At 59.6% G+C, this 23,020-nt stretch carries 27 protein-coding genes; 9 read left to right on the top strand and 18 right to left on the bottom strand.

Annotation, left to right across the window (positions count from 1 at the left end):
* The first annotated feature begins 49 nt into the window (after positions 1 to 49).
* From RIN56_02150 to RIN56_02140, 3 genes are all read left to right on the top strand, one after another.
* Complete coding sequence (locus RIN56_02150) at positions 50 to 763, top strand: class I SAM-dependent methyltransferase (protein ID MDR7865586.1); 714 nt, start codon at positions 50 to 52, stop codon at positions 761 to 763.
* Between the two features lie 88 nt (positions 764 to 851).
* Positions 852 to 1,787, top strand: coding sequence for a patatin-like phospholipase family protein (locus RIN56_02145; protein MDR7865585.1), 936 nt, complete (start codon positions 852 to 854; stop codon positions 1,785 to 1,787).
* 61 nt (positions 1,788 to 1,848) lie between these two features.
* Complete coding sequence (locus tag RIN56_02140; GenBank protein MDR7865584.1) at positions 1,849 to 2,853, top strand: hypothetical protein; 1,005 nt, start codon at positions 1,849 to 1,851, stop codon at positions 2,851 to 2,853.
* Between the two features lie 34 nt (positions 2,854 to 2,887).
* On the opposite strand, the gene RIN56_02135 is transcribed toward RIN56_02140, so the two are convergent.
* The 6 genes from RIN56_02135 to RIN56_02110 form a co-directional block, all read right to left on the bottom strand.
* Positions 2,888 to 3,370 carry a spore coat protein gene (locus RIN56_02135; GenBank protein MDR7865583.1) on the bottom strand — a complete coding sequence of 161 codons (483 nt, stop codon included), beginning with the start codon at positions 3,368 to 3,370 and terminating at the stop codon, positions 2,888 to 2,890.
* A 14-nt stretch (positions 3,371 to 3,384) separates the two neighbouring features.
* Complete coding sequence (locus tag RIN56_02130) at positions 3,385 to 3,615, bottom strand: hypothetical protein (GenBank protein ID MDR7865582.1); 231 nt, start codon at positions 3,613 to 3,615, stop codon at positions 3,385 to 3,387.
* A 111-nt stretch (positions 3,616 to 3,726) separates the two neighbouring features.
* Positions 3,727 to 3,861 carry a hypothetical protein gene (locus RIN56_02125; protein ID MDR7865581.1) on the bottom strand — a complete coding sequence of 45 codons (135 nt, stop codon included), beginning with the start codon at positions 3,859 to 3,861 and terminating at the stop codon, positions 3,727 to 3,729.
* Positions 3,836 to 4,033 carry a hypothetical protein gene (locus RIN56_02120; GenBank protein MDR7865580.1) on the bottom strand — a complete coding sequence of 66 codons (198 nt, stop codon included), beginning with the start codon at positions 4,031 to 4,033 and terminating at the stop codon, positions 3,836 to 3,838. Before RIN56_02120 ends, RIN56_02125 begins: the two co-directional genes overlap by 26 nt.
* Before the next feature lie 1,062 nt (positions 4,034 to 5,095).
* Positions 5,096 to 6,517 (bottom strand): ATP-binding protein, encoded by a 1,422-nt coding sequence (locus RIN56_02115; GenBank protein MDR7865579.1) that lies wholly within the window; start codon positions 6,515 to 6,517, stop codon positions 5,096 to 5,098.
* A 271-nt stretch (positions 6,518 to 6,788) separates the two neighbouring features.
* Positions 6,789 to 7,085 (bottom strand): LysM domain-containing protein, encoded by a 297-nt coding sequence (locus tag RIN56_02110; GenBank protein MDR7865578.1) that lies wholly within the window; start codon positions 7,083 to 7,085, stop codon positions 6,789 to 6,791.
* A 164-nt stretch (positions 7,086 to 7,249) separates the two neighbouring features.
* Here RIN56_02110 and lexA point away from each other — a divergent pair, with 164 nt between their 5' ends.
* On the top strand, positions 7,250 to 7,870 hold the full coding sequence (gene lexA / locus RIN56_02105; GenBank protein MDR7865577.1) for a transcriptional repressor LexA: 621 nt from the start codon (positions 7,250 to 7,252) through the stop codon (positions 7,868 to 7,870).
* 75 nt (positions 7,871 to 7,945) lie between these two features.
* On the opposite strand, the gene RIN56_02100 is transcribed toward lexA, so the two are convergent.
* From RIN56_02100 to RIN56_02050, 11 genes are all read right to left on the bottom strand, one after another.
* The gene (locus RIN56_02100; protein MDR7865576.1) at positions 7,946 to 9,067 is read right to left on the bottom strand and encodes an AAA family ATPase; all 1,122 of its coding nucleotides are present in this window, start codon (positions 9,065 to 9,067) and stop codon (positions 7,946 to 7,948) included.
* A gap of 115 nt (positions 9,068 to 9,182) precedes the next feature.
* On the bottom strand, positions 9,183 to 10,562 hold the full coding sequence (locus tag RIN56_02095; protein ID MDR7865575.1) for a VanW family protein: 1,380 nt from the start codon (positions 10,560 to 10,562) through the stop codon (positions 9,183 to 9,185).
* A gap of 69 nt (positions 10,563 to 10,631) precedes the next feature.
* The gene (locus tag RIN56_02090; protein MDR7865574.1) at positions 10,632 to 11,360 is read right to left on the bottom strand and encodes a PRC-barrel domain-containing protein; all 729 of its coding nucleotides are present in this window, start codon (positions 11,358 to 11,360) and stop codon (positions 10,632 to 10,634) included.
* A 28-nt stretch (positions 11,361 to 11,388) separates the two neighbouring features.
* The gene (locus tag RIN56_02085) at positions 11,389 to 12,705 is read right to left on the bottom strand and encodes a hypothetical protein (GenBank protein MDR7865573.1); all 1,317 of its coding nucleotides are present in this window, start codon (positions 12,703 to 12,705) and stop codon (positions 11,389 to 11,391) included.
* 176 nt (positions 12,706 to 12,881) lie between these two features.
* Positions 12,882 to 14,123, bottom strand: a complete 1,242-nt coding sequence (locus RIN56_02080; GenBank protein ID MDR7865572.1) for a methionine gamma-lyase family protein — start codon at positions 14,121 to 14,123, stop codon at positions 12,882 to 12,884.
* Positions 14,116 to 15,933: a GTPase HflX gene (gene hflX, locus RIN56_02075; GenBank protein MDR7865571.1), complete on the bottom strand. Its 1,818-nt coding sequence runs from the start codon at positions 15,931 to 15,933 to the stop codon at positions 14,116 to 14,118. The genes RIN56_02080 and hflX overlap by 8 nt, the downstream gene beginning before the upstream one ends.
* Before the next feature lie 118 nt (positions 15,934 to 16,051).
* On the bottom strand, positions 16,052 to 16,243 hold the full coding sequence (locus tag RIN56_02070) for a hypothetical protein (protein MDR7865570.1): 192 nt from the start codon (positions 16,241 to 16,243) through the stop codon (positions 16,052 to 16,054).
* A complete protein-coding gene (locus RIN56_02065; GenBank protein MDR7865569.1) occupies positions 16,240 to 16,818 on the bottom strand; it encodes a hypothetical protein in 579 nt (192 codons plus the stop codon). The genes RIN56_02070 and RIN56_02065 overlap by 4 nt, the downstream gene beginning before the upstream one ends.
* Complete coding sequence (locus RIN56_02060) at positions 16,811 to 17,416, bottom strand: GTPase domain-containing protein (protein MDR7865568.1); 606 nt, start codon at positions 17,414 to 17,416, stop codon at positions 16,811 to 16,813. Before RIN56_02060 ends, RIN56_02065 begins: the two co-directional genes overlap by 8 nt.
* The gene (locus RIN56_02055) at positions 17,416 to 17,805 is read right to left on the bottom strand and encodes an AAA family ATPase (GenBank protein MDR7865567.1); all 390 of its coding nucleotides are present in this window, start codon (positions 17,803 to 17,805) and stop codon (positions 17,416 to 17,418) included. Before RIN56_02055 ends, RIN56_02060 begins: the two co-directional genes overlap by 1 nt.
* Positions 17,806 to 17,862: 57 nt before the next feature.
* The gene (locus RIN56_02050) at positions 17,863 to 18,102 is read right to left on the bottom strand and encodes a hypothetical protein (protein MDR7865566.1); all 240 of its coding nucleotides are present in this window, start codon (positions 18,100 to 18,102) and stop codon (positions 17,863 to 17,865) included.
* Positions 18,103 to 18,176: 74 nt separating this feature from the next.
* Here RIN56_02050 and RIN56_02045 point away from each other — a divergent pair, with 74 nt between their 5' ends.
* The 5 genes from RIN56_02045 (at position 18,177) to RIN56_02025 (ending at position 22,337) form a co-directional block, all read left to right on the top strand.
* Entirely contained in the window at positions 18,177 to 19,709 is a 1,533-nt protein-coding gene (locus RIN56_02045) for a recombinase family protein (protein ID MDR7865565.1), read from the top strand.
* Positions 19,710 to 19,801: 92 nt separating this feature from the next.
* Positions 19,802 to 19,951, top strand: a complete 150-nt coding sequence (locus RIN56_02040; GenBank protein MDR7865564.1) for a hypothetical protein — start codon at positions 19,802 to 19,804, stop codon at positions 19,949 to 19,951.
* Positions 19,952 to 20,090: 139 nt separating this feature from the next.
* Positions 20,091 to 20,672 carry a DUF2271 domain-containing protein gene (locus tag RIN56_02035; GenBank protein ID MDR7865563.1) on the top strand — a complete coding sequence of 194 codons (582 nt, stop codon included), beginning with the start codon at positions 20,091 to 20,093 and terminating at the stop codon, positions 20,670 to 20,672.
* A 10-nt stretch (positions 20,673 to 20,682) separates the two neighbouring features.
* Positions 20,683 to 21,450 carry a hypothetical protein gene (locus RIN56_02030; GenBank protein MDR7865562.1) on the top strand — a complete coding sequence of 256 codons (768 nt, stop codon included), beginning with the start codon at positions 20,683 to 20,685 and terminating at the stop codon, positions 21,448 to 21,450.
* 11 nt (positions 21,451 to 21,461) lie between these two features.
* On the top strand, positions 21,462 to 22,337 hold the full coding sequence (locus RIN56_02025; protein ID MDR7865561.1) for a 3'-5' exonuclease: 876 nt from the start codon (positions 21,462 to 21,464) through the stop codon (positions 22,335 to 22,337).
* Between the two features lie 6 nt (positions 22,338 to 22,343).
* On the opposite strand, the gene RIN56_02020 is transcribed toward RIN56_02025, so the two are convergent.
* On the bottom strand, positions 22,344 to 22,913 hold the full coding sequence (locus tag RIN56_02020; protein ID MDR7865560.1) for an AAA family ATPase: 570 nt from the start codon (positions 22,911 to 22,913) through the stop codon (positions 22,344 to 22,346).
* Between the last annotated feature and the right edge of the window lie 107 nt (positions 22,914 to 23,020).

Below are 23,020 nucleotides of genomic sequence, written 5' to 3'. Positions count from 1 at the left end.
GCCGGCGGCACAATATAGACGCTGGCAGTTGGACGGTGATGTGAAAGCGATGACGGAGGATTTCTTTGGCGACGGAAAAACATATTCGCCGGCCGGGACCGCCCAGGAAGTCGGCTTCATCGCCGATGTGCTCGGGTTGCCGTCCGGGGCGGATATCCTCGACCTTTACTGCGGCTACGGCCGCCACGCCATCGAGCTTGCGAAACGCGGCTACCGGGTGACCGGCGTGGACGCCACCGAGGCGTTCCTATCGATCGCCGGGCAGAAGGCCGCCGAGGAGGGCGCGGACGTTACCTTCCGGCGGCTGGATATGCGTGAGCTCGATTATAACCGCGAGTTTGACGCGGTCATCAATATGTTCGCCGCTTTTGGCTACTTTTCCGACGACGAAAATGCGGCCGTGCTGGCCAAGGTAGCGGCGGCGCTGCGGCCTGGCGGTTTTTTTCTGATCGATCTCTTAAACCGCGACTGGATGGGGCGCAACAATCTCAACCGCTATTGGCGCCATCCCAGCGGCGAGTATGTGCTTTCGTACAAGGTGGAGCTGCAGCGCGGCGTGGCAATGATGAAAAGGGTGCTGCTCAATCAGGTGACGGGGGCCAAGATCCAGAATGATTTCGTGTTGCGCGCTTATTCGCTGGAGGAGATGACGGCGCTGCTGGTAAAATGCCAGTTGACTGTTAAGGCGACGTATGGTGGCTTTGACGCCCGGCCGTACGGCCCTGAGGACCCGAGGATGATAATATTGGCGGGAAAATGCTGATTTCCGGCCGCTTACGCGTGTAGGCGGCTTTTCTATTTCGCACCGGGCCGGCCGACTTTCATAGGATAATAGGGAGGAGGTGTGGACGGTGGGGGAGAGAATTGCGGTAAAAATTAACGGCCGTGAGTACGGCCGCCGGCCGAAGGTGGGGGTGGCTCTCAGCGGCGGCGGGGTAAGGGGTGCGGCTCATATCGGGGTGCTCAGGGTGCTGGCCGAAAACAATATCCCCATCGACATGATTGCGGGCACAAGCGCCGGGGCGGTGATCGCCGCGCTTTATGCCTGCGGCTATCGGGCCCGCGAGCTGGAGACGATGGCAGCGAACCTGAAGGTGGGGGAGCTTGTCGATCTGAAGCTGACGGTGGGGGAACTGTTCAAACAGGGGGTAAAGTGGCTGTTCGGCAACCGGTCGCGGTTTTGGTCGGTTTTTCCCGGCGGTCTCGTCAAGGGCGACAAAATCGAGCATTATCTGGCCGGCCTCGTGCAGCGGCGAACGGTCAAGGACACGCAGATACCGTTGGCGATTACGGCGGTCGATATAATTTCCGGCGATACCGTTTTTTTCGTCACCCCCCGCGATGGCTGGCGGGAAATACTGAACGCCCGCTATTTTACCGCCACACTGCTGAGCGAGGCGGTGCGGGCGAGCATCTCTGTGCCGGGAATCTTTGCCCCGAAAAAGTATCGGGGGATGCAACTGGTGGACGGCGCGGTGAAGAATAATCTGCCGACCGATATTCTTCACCATATGGGGGCGGAGGTCATAATTGCGGTCGATCTGGGCTATTCGGGTCAACATAACGAGGAATTGCGAACGGTTAGCGAGATCGTACTGCAATGCATCGATATACTGAACCGTGAGGTGACGCTGCTGAAAGGCGTCAGGTACGCGGACGTCGTTATCCGGCCGGAAGTTTTCGATATCGGTTTCAAACAGAGCGGCTATCTGACTCAGTGCATCGCCCGCGGCGCCAAGGCGGCGTGGGCGCAGATCGGGGAAATAGGCAAGCTGGCGAAGGTTTAGCTAGTTGCCGCCATTACCGTGCCCGCATATCATAAATTAGATGTTCGGGGGAGGTGGGGCGGTGAAGGGGATCGACTGGCCGGCCCTTTATCGAGAGCTGGCTGTGATTGATAATGTCGTCGGCGTTGGCAGGGGGGTTAAAACGGTGCGGGGGGAGAGCATAGGCCAGGAGGCTGCGGTGGTGCTGGTGAGGAAGAAATACCCTCGCAACGAACTCGCCCGGACGGCGGTGGTGCCAAAGAGGATCGCCGGCGCGGTCAGCGATGTAATGGAGGTTGGCGATATCCGCCTGCTCACGGAGCGCACGGGAGTGCACCGGCCGGCAAGGCCGGGGGTGAGCATCGGCCATTATAAGGTTTCGGCCGGGACGTTCGGCGCACTGGTTCGTGACCGCAGCACAGGCGAGGCGCTGATCCTTTCCAACAATCATGTGCTTGCCAACCTGACCAATGGCGCCGACGGGCGGTCGGCGGTCGGCGATGCCATCCTGCAGCCAGCTCTGTACGACGGCGGGGATAAGGATGCTTCCGTCATCGGTCATCTGCGACGCTTCGTGCCGCTCCACGGCCAGGCCGTTCCGCCGATATGCCGCATTGCGAGATCGTTCGAGACGCTGATCAACAGGATCATCGGCACCTTCCGCCCGCAGTACCGGGTGCAGGTATGGCGCGATAACGAGGCCCCTAATATGGTCGACTGCGCGGTGGCCGCGCCGGTGACGGCCGACGCGGTGGCGGCCGATGTGCTGGATGTGGGCGAGGTGAACGGTGTCAGAGAGGTGACGCTGGGGATGGCGGTGAAAAAGAGCGGCCGGAGTTCAGGCTTGACGACCGGCATCGTTCTCGCCACCGACGTGACACTCAGGGTGGATATGAGCTTCGGCGAGTACGGCGTATTCGCCGGGCAAATACTGGCCGGGCCGATGAGCATGCCTGGCGACAGCGGGTCATTGGTGCTGAGCGAGGATAACCACGCGGTGGGACTGCTGTTCGCAGGCTCGGAGCAGGCGACGATGTTTACGCCGATTGAGCGGGTAATGGATGCGCTGGACGTAACATTGCCTTAAAATGAAAACCAGGACTGTGTGTCCTGGTTTTGCGTTAGTAATCCCCTTCCGGGCGGTTTTTATCGTACCGCTGTCTGGCATGTCCGCTCCAGGCGGGCTGGTTGTTTCCCTGGCCGCGGTTCATTCCTGCGCCGAGATTCTGGCCGAGGCGGCGGGAGCCGCTTGTGACCGCGTAGCGACTGTCGGTCTTCGGCTGAGGGGAACTGTTCTGCATGTTTTTCTGCGACCGGCCGCCGGACAATGGCTGGCTGCTTTGCAGACGGCGCCCGGCCTTCTGGCGGTTGGCGCCGGTGGTGTACCAACCGTGCTGGTGCATGAAGTCGAACAGCATCTGCGCTGTTTCGTGCTCGTCCTGCTGGAGGGCGACGAAGGTATCGCGGACGGTGTCGGCGGTTGCTTCCATGATTGCGTGGTCGTAAAGATGGGACATGTATTTCTCTGTGGCAAGCAGATCCAGGAGCATATCCCGGTCGGACAGACGATTACGGTTGGGCTGGTAGGGCGCGCGGTTTGCCATATAATTCACCTCTTTTACCGGTATTGGCGGCCGTCGGCGGGGCCTGACTGCTGGCCCAGGAGCTGTTTAAGCCTGTTTGCGTGCTGGCGCTTGTTGCGGGCGACGTCGAAGAGGAGGGATTTAATGGCCTGATCGTTGCACTGGTCGGCGTAGACCCCGCATTTGGCGATGCAAAGATTCTCCATCTGGAGGGCGTCCTGCAGGTAGGCTCGTTCCTTGGGGGCAAGGCTGGCGGGCTGGGGCAATTACGGTCACCTCCGAAAAATTGTTATCTGTAATATGCGTGCCGGGGCGGTTTGCTATGCATGGCGCAGGCGCAAAATAGTGCGTCGCCTCTACGGCGACGCACTTAACGGTCAGATTGGAAAGAGCATATTGTCCCAGAAGCCGTCCTCGTCGTCGGGCTGGTTTTCGGGCTCCGCCGCCACCTCGTCGTCCGTCGCCAGATCCGAGTCGTAGAGGTCGCTAAGCCAGGGGATCTGCTTGTCCATGGCTCTGTTTCCATCTGGCGGCGGCATTTTTGGCGGCGGTGGCATCGGTGCAGTCTTCGGCGGCCTTCATTTTGTCGGTAAGGCTGCCAAAAGCGGCGACTTCTTCGGCGAATTCGTACAGGTGGCTAGTGGACTTCGACTTATCTGAGGATTTGATAGGCAAGCGAACCACATCCTTCGTCGCATATTTGCGTTATTATTGTGGGCGGCTACAAAGGAAATAATACGCAGTTCGCGGGAGCGAAGACGCGCCGGATGAAAAACAAAAGGGGCATATCGTCAGATATGCCCCGGTGTCTATATGTTGCTAAGCGTTACCATTTCTGCGCAGCCTGTCTGCTCTAATGACGTTCATCCGCTCGTTTAAAATTGATTCGAGTTCCTTCAGATGTCGGGCTTTTGTCAGCTGATCCAAGCTTTGGCTTCTCAGATGGTCGCATAGACGGGTGACCCTGTAGTAGTAATTGGGCGGGTAAATGTCTATATCCTCATTAGCCGCACCTCCTATAAAATTCTTACAAAGATATTCTTCTAATCTCTGCTAAATTCCTCCAGCTATGCTTGTATACATGAGAGAACGTGCAATAGAAGATGAGTGGGATATATTGTGAAAAACGTAACATGGAAGAGCGGGAGGGGCTTACCGGGGTGGAAAGAGGTCTCATTTAAAGGAGGGGCTACGCGGAGTAAATCGACATTATACAAGATATATGTCATGGGTCTGGTCATATCATTATCCTTGTATTGCAATGGATTGGCGACGGCCCTGTAATGCAATATCTGGTCAAAAAGGTAGACAAAGGGTAAACTTGAGGCAGCAATCTACTTCAAATTTGGGTTGTGTCTTATTGGCCCGAAAAGTGACCTCCTAGGAGGCGTTTTAAGCCGTTTTTTATGAGGGGGCGGTACGTTCGGACCCAGGCATTTTGCGACTTCTGCAATCCATGCGCCAGCCAGCGCGGAGCGGTGGCATCATACAGTAAGGGAACGTCCACGCCTGTCGCATAACAGCTATTATGTCTAAGTAACAGCAGCCGTTGGCGAGGGGAGTGCCGTGCAGTACCCTTGCCGACGGTTGCGCTATTGTTCGAGGAAAATTTGGCGACAAATTTGCCCGCAGCCATCTTAAATTAACATAATAGATATTATCGGACGTTAAAATAGACAAAAAAATAAGCCTCGATTGAAAGTCTGCGGTAATATGGCGCGCAGAGCGAAAACGACGGGTTATTTCTCAGGCGACGACCGGCAGTTCGACGGTGAAGACCGTACCTGCCCCGCGGCGGGAATGAACATCGATACGTCCATGATGCCTGTCGATGATACTCTTGCAAATTGCCAGCCCCAGTCCGGTGCCGGTATCTTTGGTTGTGAAGAACGGGTCGAATATTTTTTCGAGGTTCCAGGGAGCTATTCCTTCGCCGGTATCGGCGACGGTCAGGCAGACCGCTTTGTTGATCAGCGTCGTGCTTACAGACAGCATTCCCTTGGCCGGTGTGGCTTCGATGGCGTTACGGGCCAGATTTAGCACCAACTGGCGGATCTCTTTGTCGTCGGCATAGACCATGAGGGGGCGTTCTGCGGGGCTAAATTCCACTTGAACCCCTGCTTTATTTGCATCCGCCTCGATTAGCGGCATGAGATTGTCGATTATGCCGTTAATGTTATGCAGCCCAATCTCTACCCGCCTGTTTTTGGCCAGTGTAAGGAAGGCGGTCAGCGTTTCGTTCATGCGGTCGATTTCCTCGATAATGACAGCATATTGTGCGGTTTGGGTTGTATCGGCCTTCAGCATCATTCGCTGGATGTAACCCCTGATAACCGTCATGGGGTTGCGTATTTCGTGGGCGACGCCGGTAGCCATCTCGCCGATGAGGTTTAGGCGGTCGAGGCGCGCTATTTCGGTCGTGACCCGCACCTGGGCCACGTATTCGTTGCGAAGCCGTTGTCGGAGATCAGCGACGGTGTCGAGCAGCGGCTTTATTTGCGGGAAGTCGCGAAAGTAGTCTTCTTCTTCCCCGCCCTGTTTTATGTGTTCAGCCAGCATGGCGAGCGAGCAGTTGTTGTTCCAGATCAGCCACCATACGCCGGTGAGGATGACCAACAGGATGATCACCAGTAAGCCCAGCGTTTTGCCAAATTCGGTATAATAGGCGGCCTGAATGTCTTTGCCCTTGACGTTCGCCCCAATATGGCCGATGATTTCGCCGCGATAGTATAACGGGTAATTGACGCTTAGGATGTCGGTGTTGCCCTGGGTTAAGCCGTTGCTGACGTAAACGGTTTCGGTGTGTTTGCTTCTATATACTTGCAGCGCCTCATCTGATGCGGTTTTTCCCAGGAGCCGGGGGTCCTCCGGGATGAGAGCGACGACATGCAAAGCTTTATCATAATAACCGAAGCCGTAGCCTGGCCACTCGATGGCGACTTCCCTGAGGATCGGCTGCAATTTGTCGTACAGAATGTGGCGCTTTTCGACAGCGGAAAATACCCCGGAATGGTTATCAGGAGTGTCGAAGGAGCCCGGGAAGCGCTGCTCGAGGATGGTGGCGATCGTGAGCAGGGCCTGTTTTTTTTCATTGAGAAGATGTTGCTTGGCGTAATGGGCGTGCTGGAAAGCAAGAATGGCGAAAGGGATAGTGACGAAGATCACCATGAGTAGATATGCTCGCCGGGCCAAGGGGAAAGACTGAAACATTAAATCACCGCTACGAAAAATTCTCAAACGGGCACTCTGGATAACAGAGCCGTTTCCAAAATCCGTTTATTCGCGGTGGTACGACGGATTCCTGCTGCGGATTTTGTCATATTTTACATATTTGTGTAATAATGTAAAAATATTTTCAAAATAACGTATTTTTGTCGATTTGAGCAATAAAAACAAAAGCGTCCACCGCTTTACGGGGACGCTGCAAACCGACTGTCGCTTATTTTTTTTCCGGCACTTTTAGCATTTGACCGGGGTGGATTCGGACGTTATTGTCGAGGTTGTTGGCTTTCTTTATTGCCATGACGACATTGCGAATGTCGTCTTTGTCGCCGGCGGCGCGGGCGGCTATCGACCAGACGGTGTCTCCGCCAGCTACCTGCACGAGCTGGTATCTGCCTTCACCGGATGGGCTGCTGGCGTCGACGCCGGAGCCGGCGGACCAGGCGTAGAAAAGGAACAAGACGACCATGGCGATTTTGATGAGGGATTCAGAGTTGAGTTTACGCTTCATCATTGCGGCGCCCTCCCGAATATATGTTCGCCTTAATAATATCACGGCACATATGTTCGGTCAAGGGGTTTGCGGAAAAAATTCGAACAGATGTTTGCGTTTTTTACCAATAGCTGTTATAATTGATATCAACAAGGTTACGTAAATCTGTAACGGGAGATGAGCTTGTGACCAAGGAACGCTTTTTAAGTTCTCGGCAAAAGCAGATTTTATCCTATATTAAAGATATGTTGCGGGCCAAGGGTTATCCGCCGTCGGTGCGGGAAATCGGCGAAGCGGTCGGGCTGAGCTCCAGTTCCACCGTCCATAGCCATCTGGCAAAGCTTGAGGAACTTGGTTTTATCCGCCGCGATCCGACCAAGCCACGGGCGATCGACGTTCTCGAGGAGACCCCCTGGCGGCAGAAGGCACTGACGCATGTTCCGCTAGTTGGCCGGGTAACGGCCGGCCAGCCGATACTGGCGGTGGAGAATATCGAGGAGACATACCCCCTCCCCACCGAACTGGTCGGGCGCGACAATGTTTTTATGCTGGTTGTGCGGGGCGACAGTATGATCAACGCCGGCATCCTCGACGGCGACTATGTGCTGGTGAGGGATCAGGATACCGCCCGCAACGGCGAGATTGTCGTCGTGATGGTCGGTGAGGATGAGGCTACGGTTAAACGGTTTTTCCGCGAGAAGGACCATATTCGGCTGCAGCCGGAGAACGATTACCTGGAGCCGATCATCTCCCGCGAGGTGGCGATTATCGGCAAAGTTATCGGCGTTTTCCGTCAAATACATTGAGGTAAAATAAAAAGAGGGCTGTGGCCCTCTTTTTATTTTATCGGCAGATGCACATATTATGTTAATTTAAAGAACTTATTTGCCTCTCATGAGGGAGAACATTTTACTGATGAACCCTGTCATGCCGGCTGGCGCCGGGACGGGTTTGTTGAGCAGCCTGGCAGCGATGGCGCTGATGTTGCGGGCCGGGACGGACTGGGGGCTGGCCAACTGGAAGGGCTGCTGCTGTTTGAGACTGCGGCTGACAAGCGGATCGTCCTGGATGTAGCCGATGTACTCTATCTCCCGTCCCAGGTAACGGCCGACCGTTCCCAGCAGGCGGCTGGCGGCCATGTCGGCTTCCTGCTGGTTCTCCGCCCGGTTGACGACCAGCATCTGCTTGGTCTGGCAGGCGAGATTGTGGGTGACTTTGATGATGGCGTAAGCGTCGGTGATGGCGTGGGGCTCGGGGGTCGTGACGATTACCGTTTCGTCAGCGGCGAGGAGAAAGTTTGAGACATCGCGGGAGATGCCTGCGCCGGTGTCGAGGAGGATTATGTCGGCCAGGCCGTCTAGTTGGTTGAAGCTGGCGATGAAACGGCTGAATTGGGTCTCGGTCATTTGGGTGAGGGCCTGCAGGCCGGAGCCGCCGGGGATGACGGCAATGTTGCCGGGCGCCGGGACGGCGATGTCGAGGAGGCTTTTGTCGCCTGACAGGAGGTGGGTGATGTTGTATTTGGCGCTCAGGCGCAGCAGCACGTCGACATTGGCGGTGCCGAGGTCGGCGTCGATGATGAAAACCCTTTTGTTTTGCGCGGCAAGGGCGATGGCGAGATTGATGGTGAAGGTGGTTTTGCCGACACCGCCTTTGCCGCTGGTGACGGCGATGACCCGGGACATGCCTTCCGTTACTGTCCGGGCGGCGGTGGCGCGTGATATGGCCTGGGGGCGCATCAGGGTGTAGGTTTTGGTTTCCTCCAGATCGCGGGAGAGGATTTCGCCGGTGAAGACGTGGTCTTGTAACCCCTGGGTAACGGTTAGTTCCAGTCGGCTTCCGACCGGCAGAAGGATTATCCGGCCCTGGTCGTAAGGGATGCTTATTGTGATGGTGTGGGGAGTCTCAGCGACGATCCGTGATGTGAAAGGTGGGGTGGCCCTAGGGGTCAGAGATTTGATCTGGAGCGGTTGGCCGATTACCAGACTGATTGCATCGGACATGCTTAATCCCCCGTTGTGGCTTATCTTACCATAGTTCGGCGCTACCGCCTGTTCATCCTCCAGCCGGAAAAATAAAAACGGCTGAACGCCGTTTTTATGGCCCGGTAAGCAGGGCCTATTTTTTCGGGGCCGGGGTTTTTGTGCCAACCCGCACCACTCGGTCCTCGGGCTGGTATTCGTCGGTGGCCAGAAGTTCGCGGCCGGTCTCGCGACCGGAGGAGGCGTATTTGACGCGATAGGTGCTGATGTGGAAGCCCTTCTGCCCTTCCACTTCGACGACTTCCTTGCCAAGCTCCAACTTGGGGTCTTGCTTGATAACGGTGTTAGGCTCCCAGACCTTTTTGTCGGCGGCGACGATGTGGATTTCCGGCGGGTTGGACTGTAGGCGGCCAAGGATGTGGATGTTGATCTGGTCGCCGGCGACGTCGCTGAGGATATAGATGTTGTGGCCCGAGGTGTTGCGGAATTTGAAATCGAGGTAGTTGTCGGCGACGGTGGCGTCCTGACCCAGCGGCACATAGGCCGGCGGTCTGAAATGCGGCGTACGTTCTTCAATCTTCATGTCGGCCAAGAGCGCGGCGTTGTAAAGAGTGCTGCTCACCTGGCACACTCCCCCGCCCCAGTCGGGAACAAGCTTGCCGTTGATGAATACGGGGGCGATTTTGTAGCCGTTTTGGGCGAGGCGGGGGCCGACATTGGTGTTGAAGGAGAATGTGTCTCCCTGCCTCACGATGACGCCGTTAACGTGCTTGGCGGCGATGACGATGTTTTCGGAGCGGTTTTTGTCTTCGAGGCTGAACTGGGTGGTGTAGGAACCGACGACACCGTCGATGCCATCGAGATCGCGGGCTGTGATGGAAGGCTTCAGTTCGGCGACGGTCAGCGGCAGCTTGAATGGTATTTTGGCGCTCAAGCCGGCGGAGATATCGGCAAGTGTTTTGGCGATATCGACTTTAAGCCCGATGGCGTCAGCCGAGCGGGTGACGCTGAAGTTGGCGACCACCTTGAGGGAGGCGTTACGCGGCTCGCGGTCAATGGCGGCGGCGATGGCGGTCACGCGGGCGTGGAGTTTGTCGGCGCTGTAACCGACGGCGAGCGGGATGACATGCCCGCGATTGATGGTAAGGTATCTTTCTTGCAACTGCTGGAAGATGATGCCTGTCCGGCCAACGGCGTAGGCTTCTTTGGCCAAGGCCGCGGCATCGATGGACAGGTCGATTTCGCTGGCCGCTATCGTCCAGCTCTTGTCTTGATAGACAAGGGTGATAGGTGCGTGCTTCGTCCAGTCATCGAAGGCGGCGGCGATCTTTTTTTCCGCCTCTGACAGTGTCAGGCCGCCCACATCTATATCACCCACCCGGACGCCGCCATAGACGTCATTGGTGACGGTGAAGGCGGCATTAAGCGTCACGGTGCCGATGACGCTGAAAAGCACGATAACGCCGAGGAAGATTATGATGTTCTTGGCGACAGGTTTCGTTGTCGTTGGCTGCACGGCAGGCACTTCCAATCGTCAGAGAGGATGTAGAGAGAGGAAACCCCCGCGGTGCGGGGGGCTCGGTTGCTAGATGCTCATGGAAAGCTCGACGAACTTTCCGGCCAGCTTTGCCTTTTGGATGACTTCCTCGGTGATTTCGCCGCCCTGTTCGACGATGACCACGCCGTTGTCGGTTTCGATGCGGCGGTTGGCTTTCTTGCCGAGCAGGTATTTGCGTTGCTTGTCGTCAAACTTCTTTGCCGAGTCGTCATCTGCGGCGGCCTGGGCAGGCGCGGCGGCAGCCGGGGCGGCCGCCGGAGGAGCTTCGGCCGGTTTGGCGGCGGGTACGGCGGCATCGCCGTCGGCAACGATGACGACATCTTTGGCGAAGGTGAAGACGCGTTGGGTCGGGATGTGCGCAATACCGCCGTCGGCCTCTTCTATCTCGCAGCTGACGATTTTGCCGGCGGCGTCGACGGCAATCTCGGTAATCTTGCCCTGGATACGGCCGGTTTTGGTAAGGACTTTGGCGCCGATGACAGTGACGCCGGCAGCGAGGAGCTTCTCAAGATCCGGGGCGCCGCTGACCGGCACAACGTTGCTGGCGCTTTCGACGGTGATAGCCGAGTCGCCAAGGCCGGCGATGGCGGCGAAGGGAAGCAGTTTGGCGCCCAGATACCACTTGCCGTCGTCGATGACGAGCGCGGCAACCGCGCCTTGGGCGGGGTTGATCACGAGGCTCTTGGCCGTACCGAGTTCAAGGCCCTCGCTGATGCTGATTACCGGCAAACCGAGAATGTCGACACTTTTTTTCATCCGTATTCCTCCCAAAAAATTATCAGTACTAGGCTAAATTACGCCACTCGCGGAACTCGGCGTCGATCTCACTGCTGATGTCCGCGGGAATCCGGCTAAATGGCAGATACCCCACCCTCTTTTGCAGCAGGGTGTTCTTGACGATGCGCAGATAGGCGATCGTGACGACGAACTCCTGGTCGAGGGCCTCGTTTTCCAGCAGCGCCAGAAGGCTGCGGCTTTCGGAGAGCACGGCGATCGCTTCGTCGTATGATCCCCTGTTCTTTAGCAGGTTGGCGATTTCAATCGCCAGGAACGGAGCCGCTTCACTGAAGCGATAGAGGCGCAGGGCGCGCCGGAAAGCGTCGAGAGCCTGTTGGTGGCGGCCGGACTCCTTCTCGGTGAAGGCAAAGTCCATCAGGTCGTCGAGGCTATCCGAGGCGGGGTGCGACGGGATTGTCACTTCATTCGCCTCCATCGGCTGGCTATCGTTTTCGGGAGCGTCGGCAGCATCCGTTTGCTGGATATCTGCAGGCGACTCGCTTTCCGGGGACGGCTCGGGGGAAATGTCGTCGGCGAAGGCGAAAGCGGCCAGAGGATCAGCGGTGACTTCACCGGGTCCGGCGGCTTCGTCAGCCGCTTCGGCGACGGCCTCAACCTCAGGGGCGGGGTCGGAGTGGAGTTCAGGGTCAGCCGCAGCGGCAGGTGGTGAGGCTGGTGGCAGGATGGTCAGCGGCGTTTCTTCTTTATCAGCCGGTTCACCGTCCGGGGCAGGCTCGGAAGCGGCGATAAGGCTAAGCTCAAGATCAATGTCGAGAGCGGAAAGTACTGACTCAGGCTCGGGCTCGGGCTCAGGCTCGGGCTCGGGCTCAGGTTCGGGCTCGGGCTCGGGCTCAGGTTCGGGCTCGGGCTCGGGCTCAGGTTCGGGCTCGGGCTCAGGTTCAGGTTCAGGCTCGGAGATTGTTGCTGCGGTCGGCGGGAAGAGAGGCACAGGGGCGGCAACCGCCGCTGTCGGTTGTATAGAAGGTTCTTCCGTCGTTATTTTCTGTGCATGGTTGTCGTCGCGGTCGGCGGCGATAAAGGTGGCTGCAGCCGAAACCAGAGCGGTGCGGTCGCCTAATGTATCGGCAGGCGGTGCAGGCAAGGCGGATACGGGACTGGCCGGCAGATCGCGAGGGTCGTCGTAATACGCCACGAAGTAAGCGAAGATTACGGCGAAAACGGCTAAAAAGCCAACGGTGCCTGCGAGACCGGCGAAGCTAACGACGATGCGCGGCAGAACCAGGCTGAGAAATAATGCGCAAGCGGCGCACAGCACCAGTGACTTGAGGCGCAGGCGGACACCGAAGACTTTGTTCGCAAGCAAGTATACGACACATGTCGTGGCCGCAATGGCCAGCAGGGTGATAGCTATATACTCCACGTGACCCCACCGAATATAAGATTTCCGCGGTTTTTCTATGCTATTGTTCGACGCCGGCCGGTAATTTCCTGTCTATTAACAGTGAATAAGGTAAATATGTGTTGAAACTTGTAAACTAGCTATCCGCCGCAGACGGCGCGGGCGGCGCCGGTTATGCCAAGGACGGCGTGTTCGAAAGTAAGTCCGCCCTGGAGGTATACGGCGTACGGCGGGCGCAGCGGTCCGTCGGCGCTCAGCTCGATGGACGAGCCCTGGACAAAGGTGCCGCCGGCCATGACAACGGCGTCGCTGTAGCCCGGCATGGCGCTCGGTTCGGGCTGGACGTGGGCGTCCACCGGCGACCAGCGCTGCAGGCCGCGGCAGAACGCGACCATCTTATCGGCCGAGCCGAGCTCGATGGCCTGGATTATGTCGCTGCGGGGCGCGTCATAGCGCGGCAGGGTATTGTACCCTAGCCGTGCGAAGAGCGAGGCGGCGAAGACGGCGCCTTTGAGGGCCTGGGCGACGGTGTGGGGGGCGAGAAACAGTCCCTGGTAGAGGAGCCGGTTGTCGCCGAGGGTGGCGCCGAGTTCGCTGCCGATCCCGGGAGCGGTGAGGCGGCAGGCGGCCAGTTCGACAAGGTCGGCGCGGCCGGCGATGTAGCCGCCGGCTGGGGCAATGCCGCCGCCGGGATTTTTGATGAGCGACCCGGCGACGATGTCGGCGCCGACGGCGGTCGGTTCGCTGGTTTCGACGAATTCGCCGTAGCAGTTGTCGACGAAACAGATGCAATCGGGCTTGAGGCTTTTTACGAGCGAGCAGGCGCGGCCGATGGCGGCGACGCTGAGCGGCGGGCGGAGGCTGTAGCCGCGGGAGCGCTGGATAAGCACCAGCTTCGTTCTGGCGGTCATGGCGGCAGCCACCCCCTCCCCGTCCACCTCGCCGGCGGCGGTGAGGGGAACTTCGCGGTAGGCGATGCCGTGGTCGGCCAGCGAGCCGGGGAAAGCCTGCGGATGGCCGATGACGGTCTGCATGGTATCGTAGGGGGCGCCGGTAACTGACAGCAGTTCGTCGCCAGGCCGCAGCAGGCCGAAAAGGACTGCTGCCAGGGCGTGGGTGCCGGAGACGAAGTGGGTGCGGACAAGGGCTTTCTCGGCGCCGAAGATGTCGGCCCAGATTTCGTCGAGCTTGTCCCGACCGGCGTCGCCGTAGCCGTAGCCGGTGGTGGCGCGGAAGTGGAAGTCGCCGACCTGGTGGCGGCGGAAGGCTTCGAGGACTTTGGCGGTGTTGGCGCGCGCCACGGCGTCCAGGCCGGCAAAAACGGGGGCCGCTTCTTCCAGGGCGCGGGTGAAGTCTTTCGCTTTATCCGGTAAATCATTCATCATCAGTCACCTCGTCAGTCAACAGGTATTGTTGGAATACGGCGACTTCCTCGGGAGGCAGGGCGATGCTGACGCGGATGCCGCCGTCGGTGTATTCGGCGGCGTTGACGGCGCCGAGGTCGTAAAGGCGGGCCAGAACGCCGCTGTCGCTGTAGGGCACAAGCAGGACGGCGTCGACGCTCCGGCGGCGCAGGAAGGCGCGGATGCGGTCCAGCAGGTCGGCGATCCCCTCGCCGTTCAGGGCCGAGATGGCGACGCTGTCGGGATTGCGCAGCAGGCGTTCCTTGAGGTGGGGGTTGTCGAGGCGGTCGCTCTTGTTGTAGACGGGGATTACTGGCTTATCGGCGGCGCCGAGCTCGCCGAGGACGTGGAATACGGCGTCGTTCTGCTCCTGGTGGCGGGGGTGGCTGGCGTCGATGACGTGCAGGAGGAGATCGGCCTGGACGACTTCTTCGAGGGTGGCGCGGAAAGCGGCCACCAGCTGATGGGGAAGCTTCTGGATGAAGCCGACGGTGTCGGTGAGCAGCGCTTCCTGGCCGCCGGGCAGGGTTATCTTGCGGGTCGTGGGGTCGAGGGTGGCGAAAAGCTTGTCCTCGGCAAGGACGTCGGCGGCGGTGAGGGCGTTTAAGAGGGTGGATTTGCCGGCGTTGGTGTAGCCTACGAGGGCGATGCCGGGGATGCGGACGTCCTGGCGGCGCTGGCGGTGGAGATCGCGATGGCGGCGGAAGAGCTTGATTTCCCGCTCAATGTCGGCGATCCGGTCGCGAATGCGACGCCGGTCGACCTCAAGCTTGGTTTCGCCGGGGCCGCGCGTGCCGATGCCGCCGCCCAGCCGGGAGAGGACAAGGCCCTGGCCGCCGAGGCGCGGCAGGTTGTATTTGAGCTGGGCGAGCTCGACCTGGAGCTTGCCTTCGTGGGTGCGGGCCCGCTGGGCGAAGATGTCGAGGATGAGGGCGGTGCGGTCGAGCACCTTGGTGCCCAGGCTCTGTTCGAGGTTTCGTTGCTGAGCGGGCGACAGTTCGTCGTCGAAGATGATGAGGTTGGCGCCCTTCTCCTGGCGGGCGGCGGCGATCTCCTGGACCTTGCCGCGGCCGACAAATAGGGCGGCGTCCGGGCGCTCGCGCTTCTGCCACAGGCGATCGACAACAACAGCCCCGGCAGTTTCCGCAAGCTGGGCGAGTTCTTCGAGAGAATCGGCGATATCCCAGCCGGACTGGCGTTCGACGCCGACCAGGATGGCCAGTTCCTTCTCGGCAAGGTTTACGGATTTGCCGCGTTCTTCAAGGCTGCGGTCGAGCTGGACGGTGAGGTAGGTGAGATCCATGGCGATGAAATCGTCGATGGATAGAGGGCCGATGGTGTCGACGAGCGCCTCCTCCTCCCCGCTCCAGCCGGAAACATAGGCAAAGCTGACCTGGCTCACGGCTGCGTCGGCGTCGACGCCGAGGGCGGCCATGAGGTCGAAGCGCATCTCTTTGAGCGAGGTGAGGTCAAGGGCGCTTAGCTCGCTGTCGCCGGTGGGATGGGTATGGATGCAGCGGATGCCGCTAAGGCGGTGGGCGGCGCGGCGGCCGGCGGCCTCCGGCAGGGCGACGGTGCGGGTGTCGCCGACGGCGACGCTCACGACCTGGCCGCGGCGGCTTAAGTAGACGGCGATCTCGCGGCCGAGCTGGGCGGTGAGGCGGGCCATAATGTCTGCGAGCTCGGCGCTCACGGCTTCTCCGGGAGGCACTTCGACTTTATAAAGGCTCTCCAGTATTTCCAGCGTGCTCTTGCGAATGCCGCTGACATTTCCCTGTACATCAGGCAATTGAATCATCCTTTCTTCTAACCTCTATATTTTGTTCAATTGCCGTCATTTCCTGCAAAAAATGACGAAAGAGGCGTAAATGCCTCCTTCGCATACGAAAGTGTGCTGGTGAAGCTTATCAACGCTCCGATACAGGCAGGCGGGCGGCGTGGCAGAGCGCGCAGTAACCCTGGGCGAAGGACTGTTCCCTGAGGAGCAGGGGCGCGAGGGCCCTGCCCTCCTCCCTGCCCTCTTCCCTGCCCAGGCGCTTACCGAGGATATAGCCGAACAGGAATGCGGCCAGGGCGAACAGGAGGTAGTCGATAATCATCTCATCACCTCCTTGGTTCGCAGGTCGAGGCAGTAGACGGTGGCGACGCCGGCGAACACAGGCGCGAACAGCCCGGCGTCCAGCCACCAGGCCGCCAGCAGCAGGGTCAGACCGCAAAGCAGGCACTCCACCGCGCCGAACCGGCAGGCAAAGTTGCGCTGGCCGGCGAGGCGGTCGTCGGCCAGATCGATGCAGTCGTCAATAAGCTGGACGGCGGCAACGAACAGGCCGGCGAACAGCATGGTCCGCCAGCCGCAGAGCCCCACGCCAGCGGCCAGGACGAGCAGCGATTCCTGCCAGCCGGTAAGCCGGCTGGGCAGACGGCGGCCGAGGTCGGTAAACATGCCGACGACGTAGCTGGCGAAAAACAGGGCCAGGCTGACAGCGGCGTTGATGCCGGCAGCCAGGGCAAGGAAAAGCGCGGCGTAGACCATTGCGCCGGCGCCGAGCCGGGCGGACCAGTTGACCCGGCCGATGGCGGCGTCGCGGTCGCGGTCGAGCCAGTCGTCAGTGATTTTGACGGCCAGCGAGCAGAAGGCTGCGGCCAGGGCGGCGACGGCAAACCCGTCAGACATTGGCGCCCACACACGCTTTCACTTCCGCGAAACCGGTGCTGTATAGCGCGGATACCGGCAGGACGGTGGCCTGATGAAAGACGGTCGTGAGCCTGGCAAGGTTGTCGCGCGCCGGCGGGAGGTCGGTTTTGTTGGCGAGCAGGATGTAGCGGCAGCGCGCGACGCCGTAGTTGTAGATCTCGCGGTCGATGTTGGCGTCGCTGCCGAAGAAGGCGTCCGTGGCCAGAGCCGCGTCGATGACATGGACAATGAAATCGGTGGCGCGGATGAGGCTCAGCGCTTGGGCCATGCCGCGGCGGATGCCCTCATCGCCGTGGATCTGTTCACTTACGCCGCAGGTGTCGGTGAGTTTGAAGCTGACTGCCGTTTTGCCGACAGGAACTTTCAGCACAAGCGACTGGACGGCGCGCGTTTTGTGGGTCATGGGCCCGCATAGCTCCCGCCGCGCCTCGCCGATGCCGAAATGGCGGCAATCGAGGAGCCCGTCAGGGGCCCTGAAGGTAATGTCGACCGTCTTGCAGCCGAGATAGGCGGCGAAATTGAGGGTGAACAGCGTCTTGCCGGAATTGGGCCGGCCGACGACGGCGAATTCTTTCATCATTCTACCTCCGGAAGGTCGCAAGGTTCGATGACCATGAGCTCCTCGCGGGTGATATTGGTTTTGGTCACCAGGCGCACCGCCTGGCGCCGGAGCGCTTTCTCGATGATGTTGCGCACCGTGCGGGCGTTGCCGAAGTTGTCGTCGTCGCGGTTGGCGGGGGGATTGAGCATCCGCAGGAGTGCCAGACGGGTCTGCGTGGTGAGCTGGTACTGACGCCTGGCGCAAAGTTGCTCGGCGATCGACAACAGTTCTCCCTGGGAATAGTCAGGGAAGTCGATATGGATGGGGAAGCGGGACCGCAGACCGGGATTCGTCTGGAGAAAAGTCTCCATCTCGCGCTGGTAGCCTGCCAGGATGAGGACAAGCTCGTCTTTGTGGTCTTCCATGTATTTAACCAAACTGTAATAAAAAAACGCCGCACTCAGGCGGCGCTGAGGCGGCTATCAGTCAGGCGGGCCGGCGCGGGGCGAAGCCTTGACGGCTGCGGCCGCCAGCCGTCGCCGTTCCCCGTCGACTAGCGGCCGGAGGAAGGACGGGCCGTGGCGGTTCTGGTCCCATTCGCCCGCGTGGCGAACGGAGACGATTGGTTCTTGTTTATTATCGGCGGTTTTCTTGGCACGGACCACTTCGACCACCTCATGGCAGTATATGATAAAGCGCCCCGGTCGTATTACCCGTTTCATCGGCTGCCAGGCAGGAAAAGGCGCGCCGATATTGAACTATTGCAGCAATGATAAACAATCGCGGGAGGACCATTATGACCAGAGCGGCTATTTATGCCCGGGTGAGCACGGCGGAGCAGGCGGAGAAAGGCTATTCCCTCGACACCCAGCTCGAGGAATGCCGTCGCCGGGCCGAGGAACTGGGCGCAAAAGATGTGGAAGAGTTCGTCGACGACGGCTACAGCGGCGAGTTCATCGACCGCCCGGCGCTTGACAGGCTGCGCGGACAGCTTGCCGGACGCGAAGTCAGCTATGTCATTGTTTACGACCCCGACCGCCTGGCCCGCAACCTCGCCCATCAGCTCATCCTGACCGAGGAGATGGAGCGTGCGGGAGCGGAACTGGTTTTTGTGTCGGTTACATTCGAACAGTCCGCCGAGGGGAAGCTGTTCTACTCCATCCGCGGCGCCATTTCCGACTACGAGAAGGAGAAAATTAAGGAACGGTCGCTGCGCGGCAAACGCGGCAAGGCGGCCAAGGGCAAGATCATAGCTGACGCCAAGCCGTTCGGCTACACCTTCGACCGCACGGTGAGCAATTATGCCGTCAACGAACCTGAAGCCGAAATCGTCCGCCGGATGTACGACTGGCTGGTGACCGAGAAGGTCGGCACGGCGACAATCTGCAAGCGGCTCAACGAGCAGGGCATCCCCTCTCCCCGCCTGAAAAAACCATGGATCGTGTCGGCCGTCTACCGGTTGCTGACCAACCCCCTCTATAAAGGCACCCATGTGGCCATGCGCTACAAGTACCGGAAGGTCGGCCAGAACAAGCGGGTCAGGGAACTCAGACCGGAGGCGGAATGGATCGAGGTGCCGGTGCCGGCGATTGTCGCCGCCGTCGTTTGGGATGCGGCCCAGCGACAGCTTAAAGAGAACAAGTCGCTGGCCAAGCGCAACCTCAAGCACGAGCAGCTCTTGAGCGGCCTCGTCTATTGCGCCAAGTGCGGCCGGAAGATGACGATCGCCTACGCCGGCAAGGCATCCGAGCCGATAAGCTATTACGTCTGCGTCAGCCAGCGCAGCAACACCTACATATATTCCGGGCAGGAACGCTGCGACGCCCGCCGCATACCAACCGAAACGCTCGACAAGGCTGTTTTTGACCATCTGCTCCAGTTGAGCGCCAATCCGAAACAGATAAAACAGTACCTCGTCTCCCGGCCCAACCAGGCTGGCGCCCAGAATCTCCAAACTGCCCTTGATCGCCTGGCCGACAACGAGGCACGGCTGGTCAAGCAGCGGGAAATGCTGCTGCGCTGGTACAGGCAGCAGATGGTCAGCGATGATGATGTGGAGCGTCAACTGGCCGATATCCGTGCCCGCCTGCACGACATTGAACAGAACAAGAAAAAAATCCAGGGCGAGATGGCGGCCGCATCCCCCTTCCTCTCCCCTTCCGAGCTTGTGACCGCTCTACAGAAGCATTTTGCCGCCGGCGATCTCCCCTATGAGGAAAAACGGGCCGCCGTCCGGGCGGTGCTGGAGAAGGCCGTGGTGGAAAGGCGCGATGCGACCAAAGCGCGCGGCAGCCGTCCGGAAATCGGCATCGACCTGAAATTTTTATAGATAACAGGGCAAATAGTTCCAATATTCTAGCGTAGGTTTTTGGCTGCGGACGGCGAATGCTATCCTTATCACCTGACCAGGGAGGGTTATTTGTGAAGTTCAACTGTCCTGAATGCCGCAGCCCGATAAAGCTGACGGTAGAAGAAATCCAGAAACGGCACAACTCTATTACCTGTCCGTCCTGCCAGAAGATGATCGAACTGAAAAACAACCTGCCGCAGTCCAAAGACCAGAGTCGCTAACCGTTATTATCGTCCACCATCCCCCAATCCCCCGTCAAACCGGGGGATTTTTGTTTGCCGGTCCGCCTTATGCCGTCTACAGGATTTCGCCGGCCAATGTCGAAGGCTACAGGAGACTCGAGAAACAAGGAGCAGGATTATGCGACCGATTCGACGGATTACGGTTGTTGCGCTGGCGCTGTTTCTGGCGGCGGCTGCGACTTTCGCCGCCGGGACCGAAGGACAGGCGCCCGGTACGGTGACGATCAGCTACGAGCTCCACCGCATGCCAACCATCGCCAGCAACCAGATGGCGGTGTGGATCGAGGACAGCGGCGGCAGGTTTGTAAAAACACTGTATGTTACCTGGTTTACCGGCAAAGGCGGCTATGAGCGCCGGCCCGACTGCCTGCCGCTTTGGCGCAAGGCGGCTGGCGTGGACGGCCCGCCGACCGCCGAGGTGGACGCCGTCACCCGCGCGACCCATCACCCGGGGCGGCATTCGCTCGCCTGGGACTGCACCGACGCCGCCGGGCGGCCGGTTTTGCCGGGCAAGTATATCTATAAGGCCGAAGGCACGCTCTTCTGGTCGAAAGAAATCCTCTGGGAAGGCGAAATCGCTGTCGGCGACCGCCCTGCGGCCTCGCGGGCCACCCCTGGATATCTGCCGCCCGCGGCCGAGGGGAGCGGGCCGATGATCGCCGACGTGACAGCGGTCTTTAGCCCGTCTCCCACACGATAGGAGGTCCCTGATGAGAAAAACGCCCTTAATCGTTCTTATGCTGGCGATATTGTTAGCGCTGCTGCCCATTGTTGCCGCCGCGGCTGACGACAAACCGCTTTTCCGTTTCAAAGGCAAGGTTCGCTGGGTCGAATCGCTGGGCACTTACGGCCTCCTCAGCGACGAAGGCAAGCAGTACCATCCGATCAAGCAACTGCCGCGCGCTTACCAGAAAGACGATCTCGCGGTCGTCGTCGAAGGCAGGCTGCGTCCCGACATTGTCGGCAGCCGCATGTATGGCGCGGCTCTGGAGGTGCAGCAAATAGCCAGGGCCGACAAGTATGTCAGCCCCGAGGAGTGGGAGGCGGTCCGGCTGTTGCTGCTGCGCATGGACGCCTTCAACGAAAAGGATATCGTCAAACTGCGGTCGATCGATAAGCCGGCGCTCAAACTGTCGCGCGAACAGTTCGATTCGTGGCTTGCCGGCTGGGGCAGCTATACCCTGCACTATGTTGAGGCTGTCAACATCTTTGGCCCACGTCCGGGCGGCACGACCATCGAAGGCATCTGCCTCTACAGCCGGCAGCGGGTGAACAGCATGGCCGTCTCCGGAAACACCCAATATGCGGTGATGAAGTTCACCCTCGCCAAGGACGGCGGCGACTGGCAGTTCACCGCCATGGACACCTACGAGCCTGGACCGGATACTGACCGGGAAGAAGTGGTGGCCGGCTATCTGGCCCGCGCTGCCGAACGCTTCGGCGCTACCGATCTTGCCAAAGCCAAGAAAAAAGGATAACGCAAAGGACGATGCAAATGATGCCCGCCGCCGACAAACTCCTTTCAATGCCGCAGGAATGCGACTTCGTGGCCCTCGACTTCGAAACAGCCAACCGGGAATGGACCAGCATCTGCGCCATTGGCCTGGCCTTTGTGGCCGGCGGCCGGGTTGTGGCCAACCCGTCGTGGCTGGTACGCCCTCCCCAACTCCTATTCGATCCGGGATTCGTGAAAATCCACGGCATAACCGCCGACCAAGTGGCGGACAAGCCCGAATTCTGCGACCTTTGGCCCGATCTGCGCCCGTATCTCGAGGGAAAGATCATCATCGCCCATAACGCCGAATTCGACGTCAATGTCCTCATTCAGGCCCTCGATCTCTACCGCATCCCCCGCCCCAACGCGGAGTACTCCTGCACCAAGGTCATCGCCCAGCGCACCTGGCCGGGCTGGAGGCGCTACGGCCTGGCAGCTCTCGCCGAGCGCCACGGCATCGTATTTCGCCACCACGACGCCGGCGAGGACGCCAACGTCTGCGCGCAAGTCGCGCTAAGGGCGTGCCGGGAAAAAGGGGCGGCGGACTTCGGGGTTCTCCACGAGACGCTCAATATCACCCGCGGCCGCATCTACCCCGACGGCCACGACAAACTCCGCGAAGGGGATAGCGTCCTCCCGGCCTTCGGCCCGTGGGACGGGCGCATCCACAGCCGCCCGGAGCAGGTCAAACGCCAGCAGCGGGCCAGCGAGATCAGCGATGCCGCCATCGATACGGCCACCGCGACGGGAGTGATCAACGGCTACGCCGTCACGCTCGGCAACTGCGCGTGCGCCGATTTTAAAGGCCGCAAGCTGCCTTGTAAGCACATCTACAAGCTATATTTCGAACTTAATAAAGGCCACGGATAATGTATTTTAATGGTGCGATTTGACCATGCAATCAATAGCCTCTTTGCCGAAATCCTTTTCGCCCCCGCGCGCCAGTGAATAAGCTTCGTCAATGAACAGAATGCCGCCGTAGGCTTTTTTCAGTTGTTCCCTGGTCTTTTGAGCGGTGTGGCCGATATACTCGCCGACGAGGTCGGCCCGTTCCACCTCGATGAGGTGGCCGCGGCTCAGAACGCCCATCGCCCGGAATATCTTCCCCATTATTCTCGCTACCGTCGTTTTTCCCGTGCCGGGGTTGCCCTTGAAGATCATGTGCATGACGAGCGGTTCGGTCACGAGTCGCTCTTTTTGCCGCCATTTCTGGATTTCGATGAAGGCGTACAGCTCACGCACGAGTTTTTTGACTTCACCAAGGCCGATGAGGGCGTCGAGTTCCCGCAGGATTTCCTCCACCCGCTGCTGGGCGGCGCCGTTGTCGGCGCGGGCCGCCGGCGCGACGACGGTATCCATTTCCCTTAGCAGTCGGCATGCCTCTACCGGCGGCAGTTCGCCCGCTTCAACCGCCGCCAGCACGTCCTTGGGCCACAGATACGGCATATATTCACCCCGCCCCTACCATTTCGGTGATAATCATTATATGCCTCGGCAGCAGCGGCGGTGATAGAATAAGGCGGGCAAAAACTGCTCCGCCGTCTCCGCAAAAA

Source organism: Sporomusaceae bacterium (assembly GCA_031460455.1).
GTDB lineage: Bacteria > Bacillota > Negativicutes > Sporomusales > UBA7701 > Anaeroselena.
The sequence above is the reverse complement of the archived record's forward strand: the minus strand, read 5'-3'. Positions and strand labels throughout refer to the sequence as shown.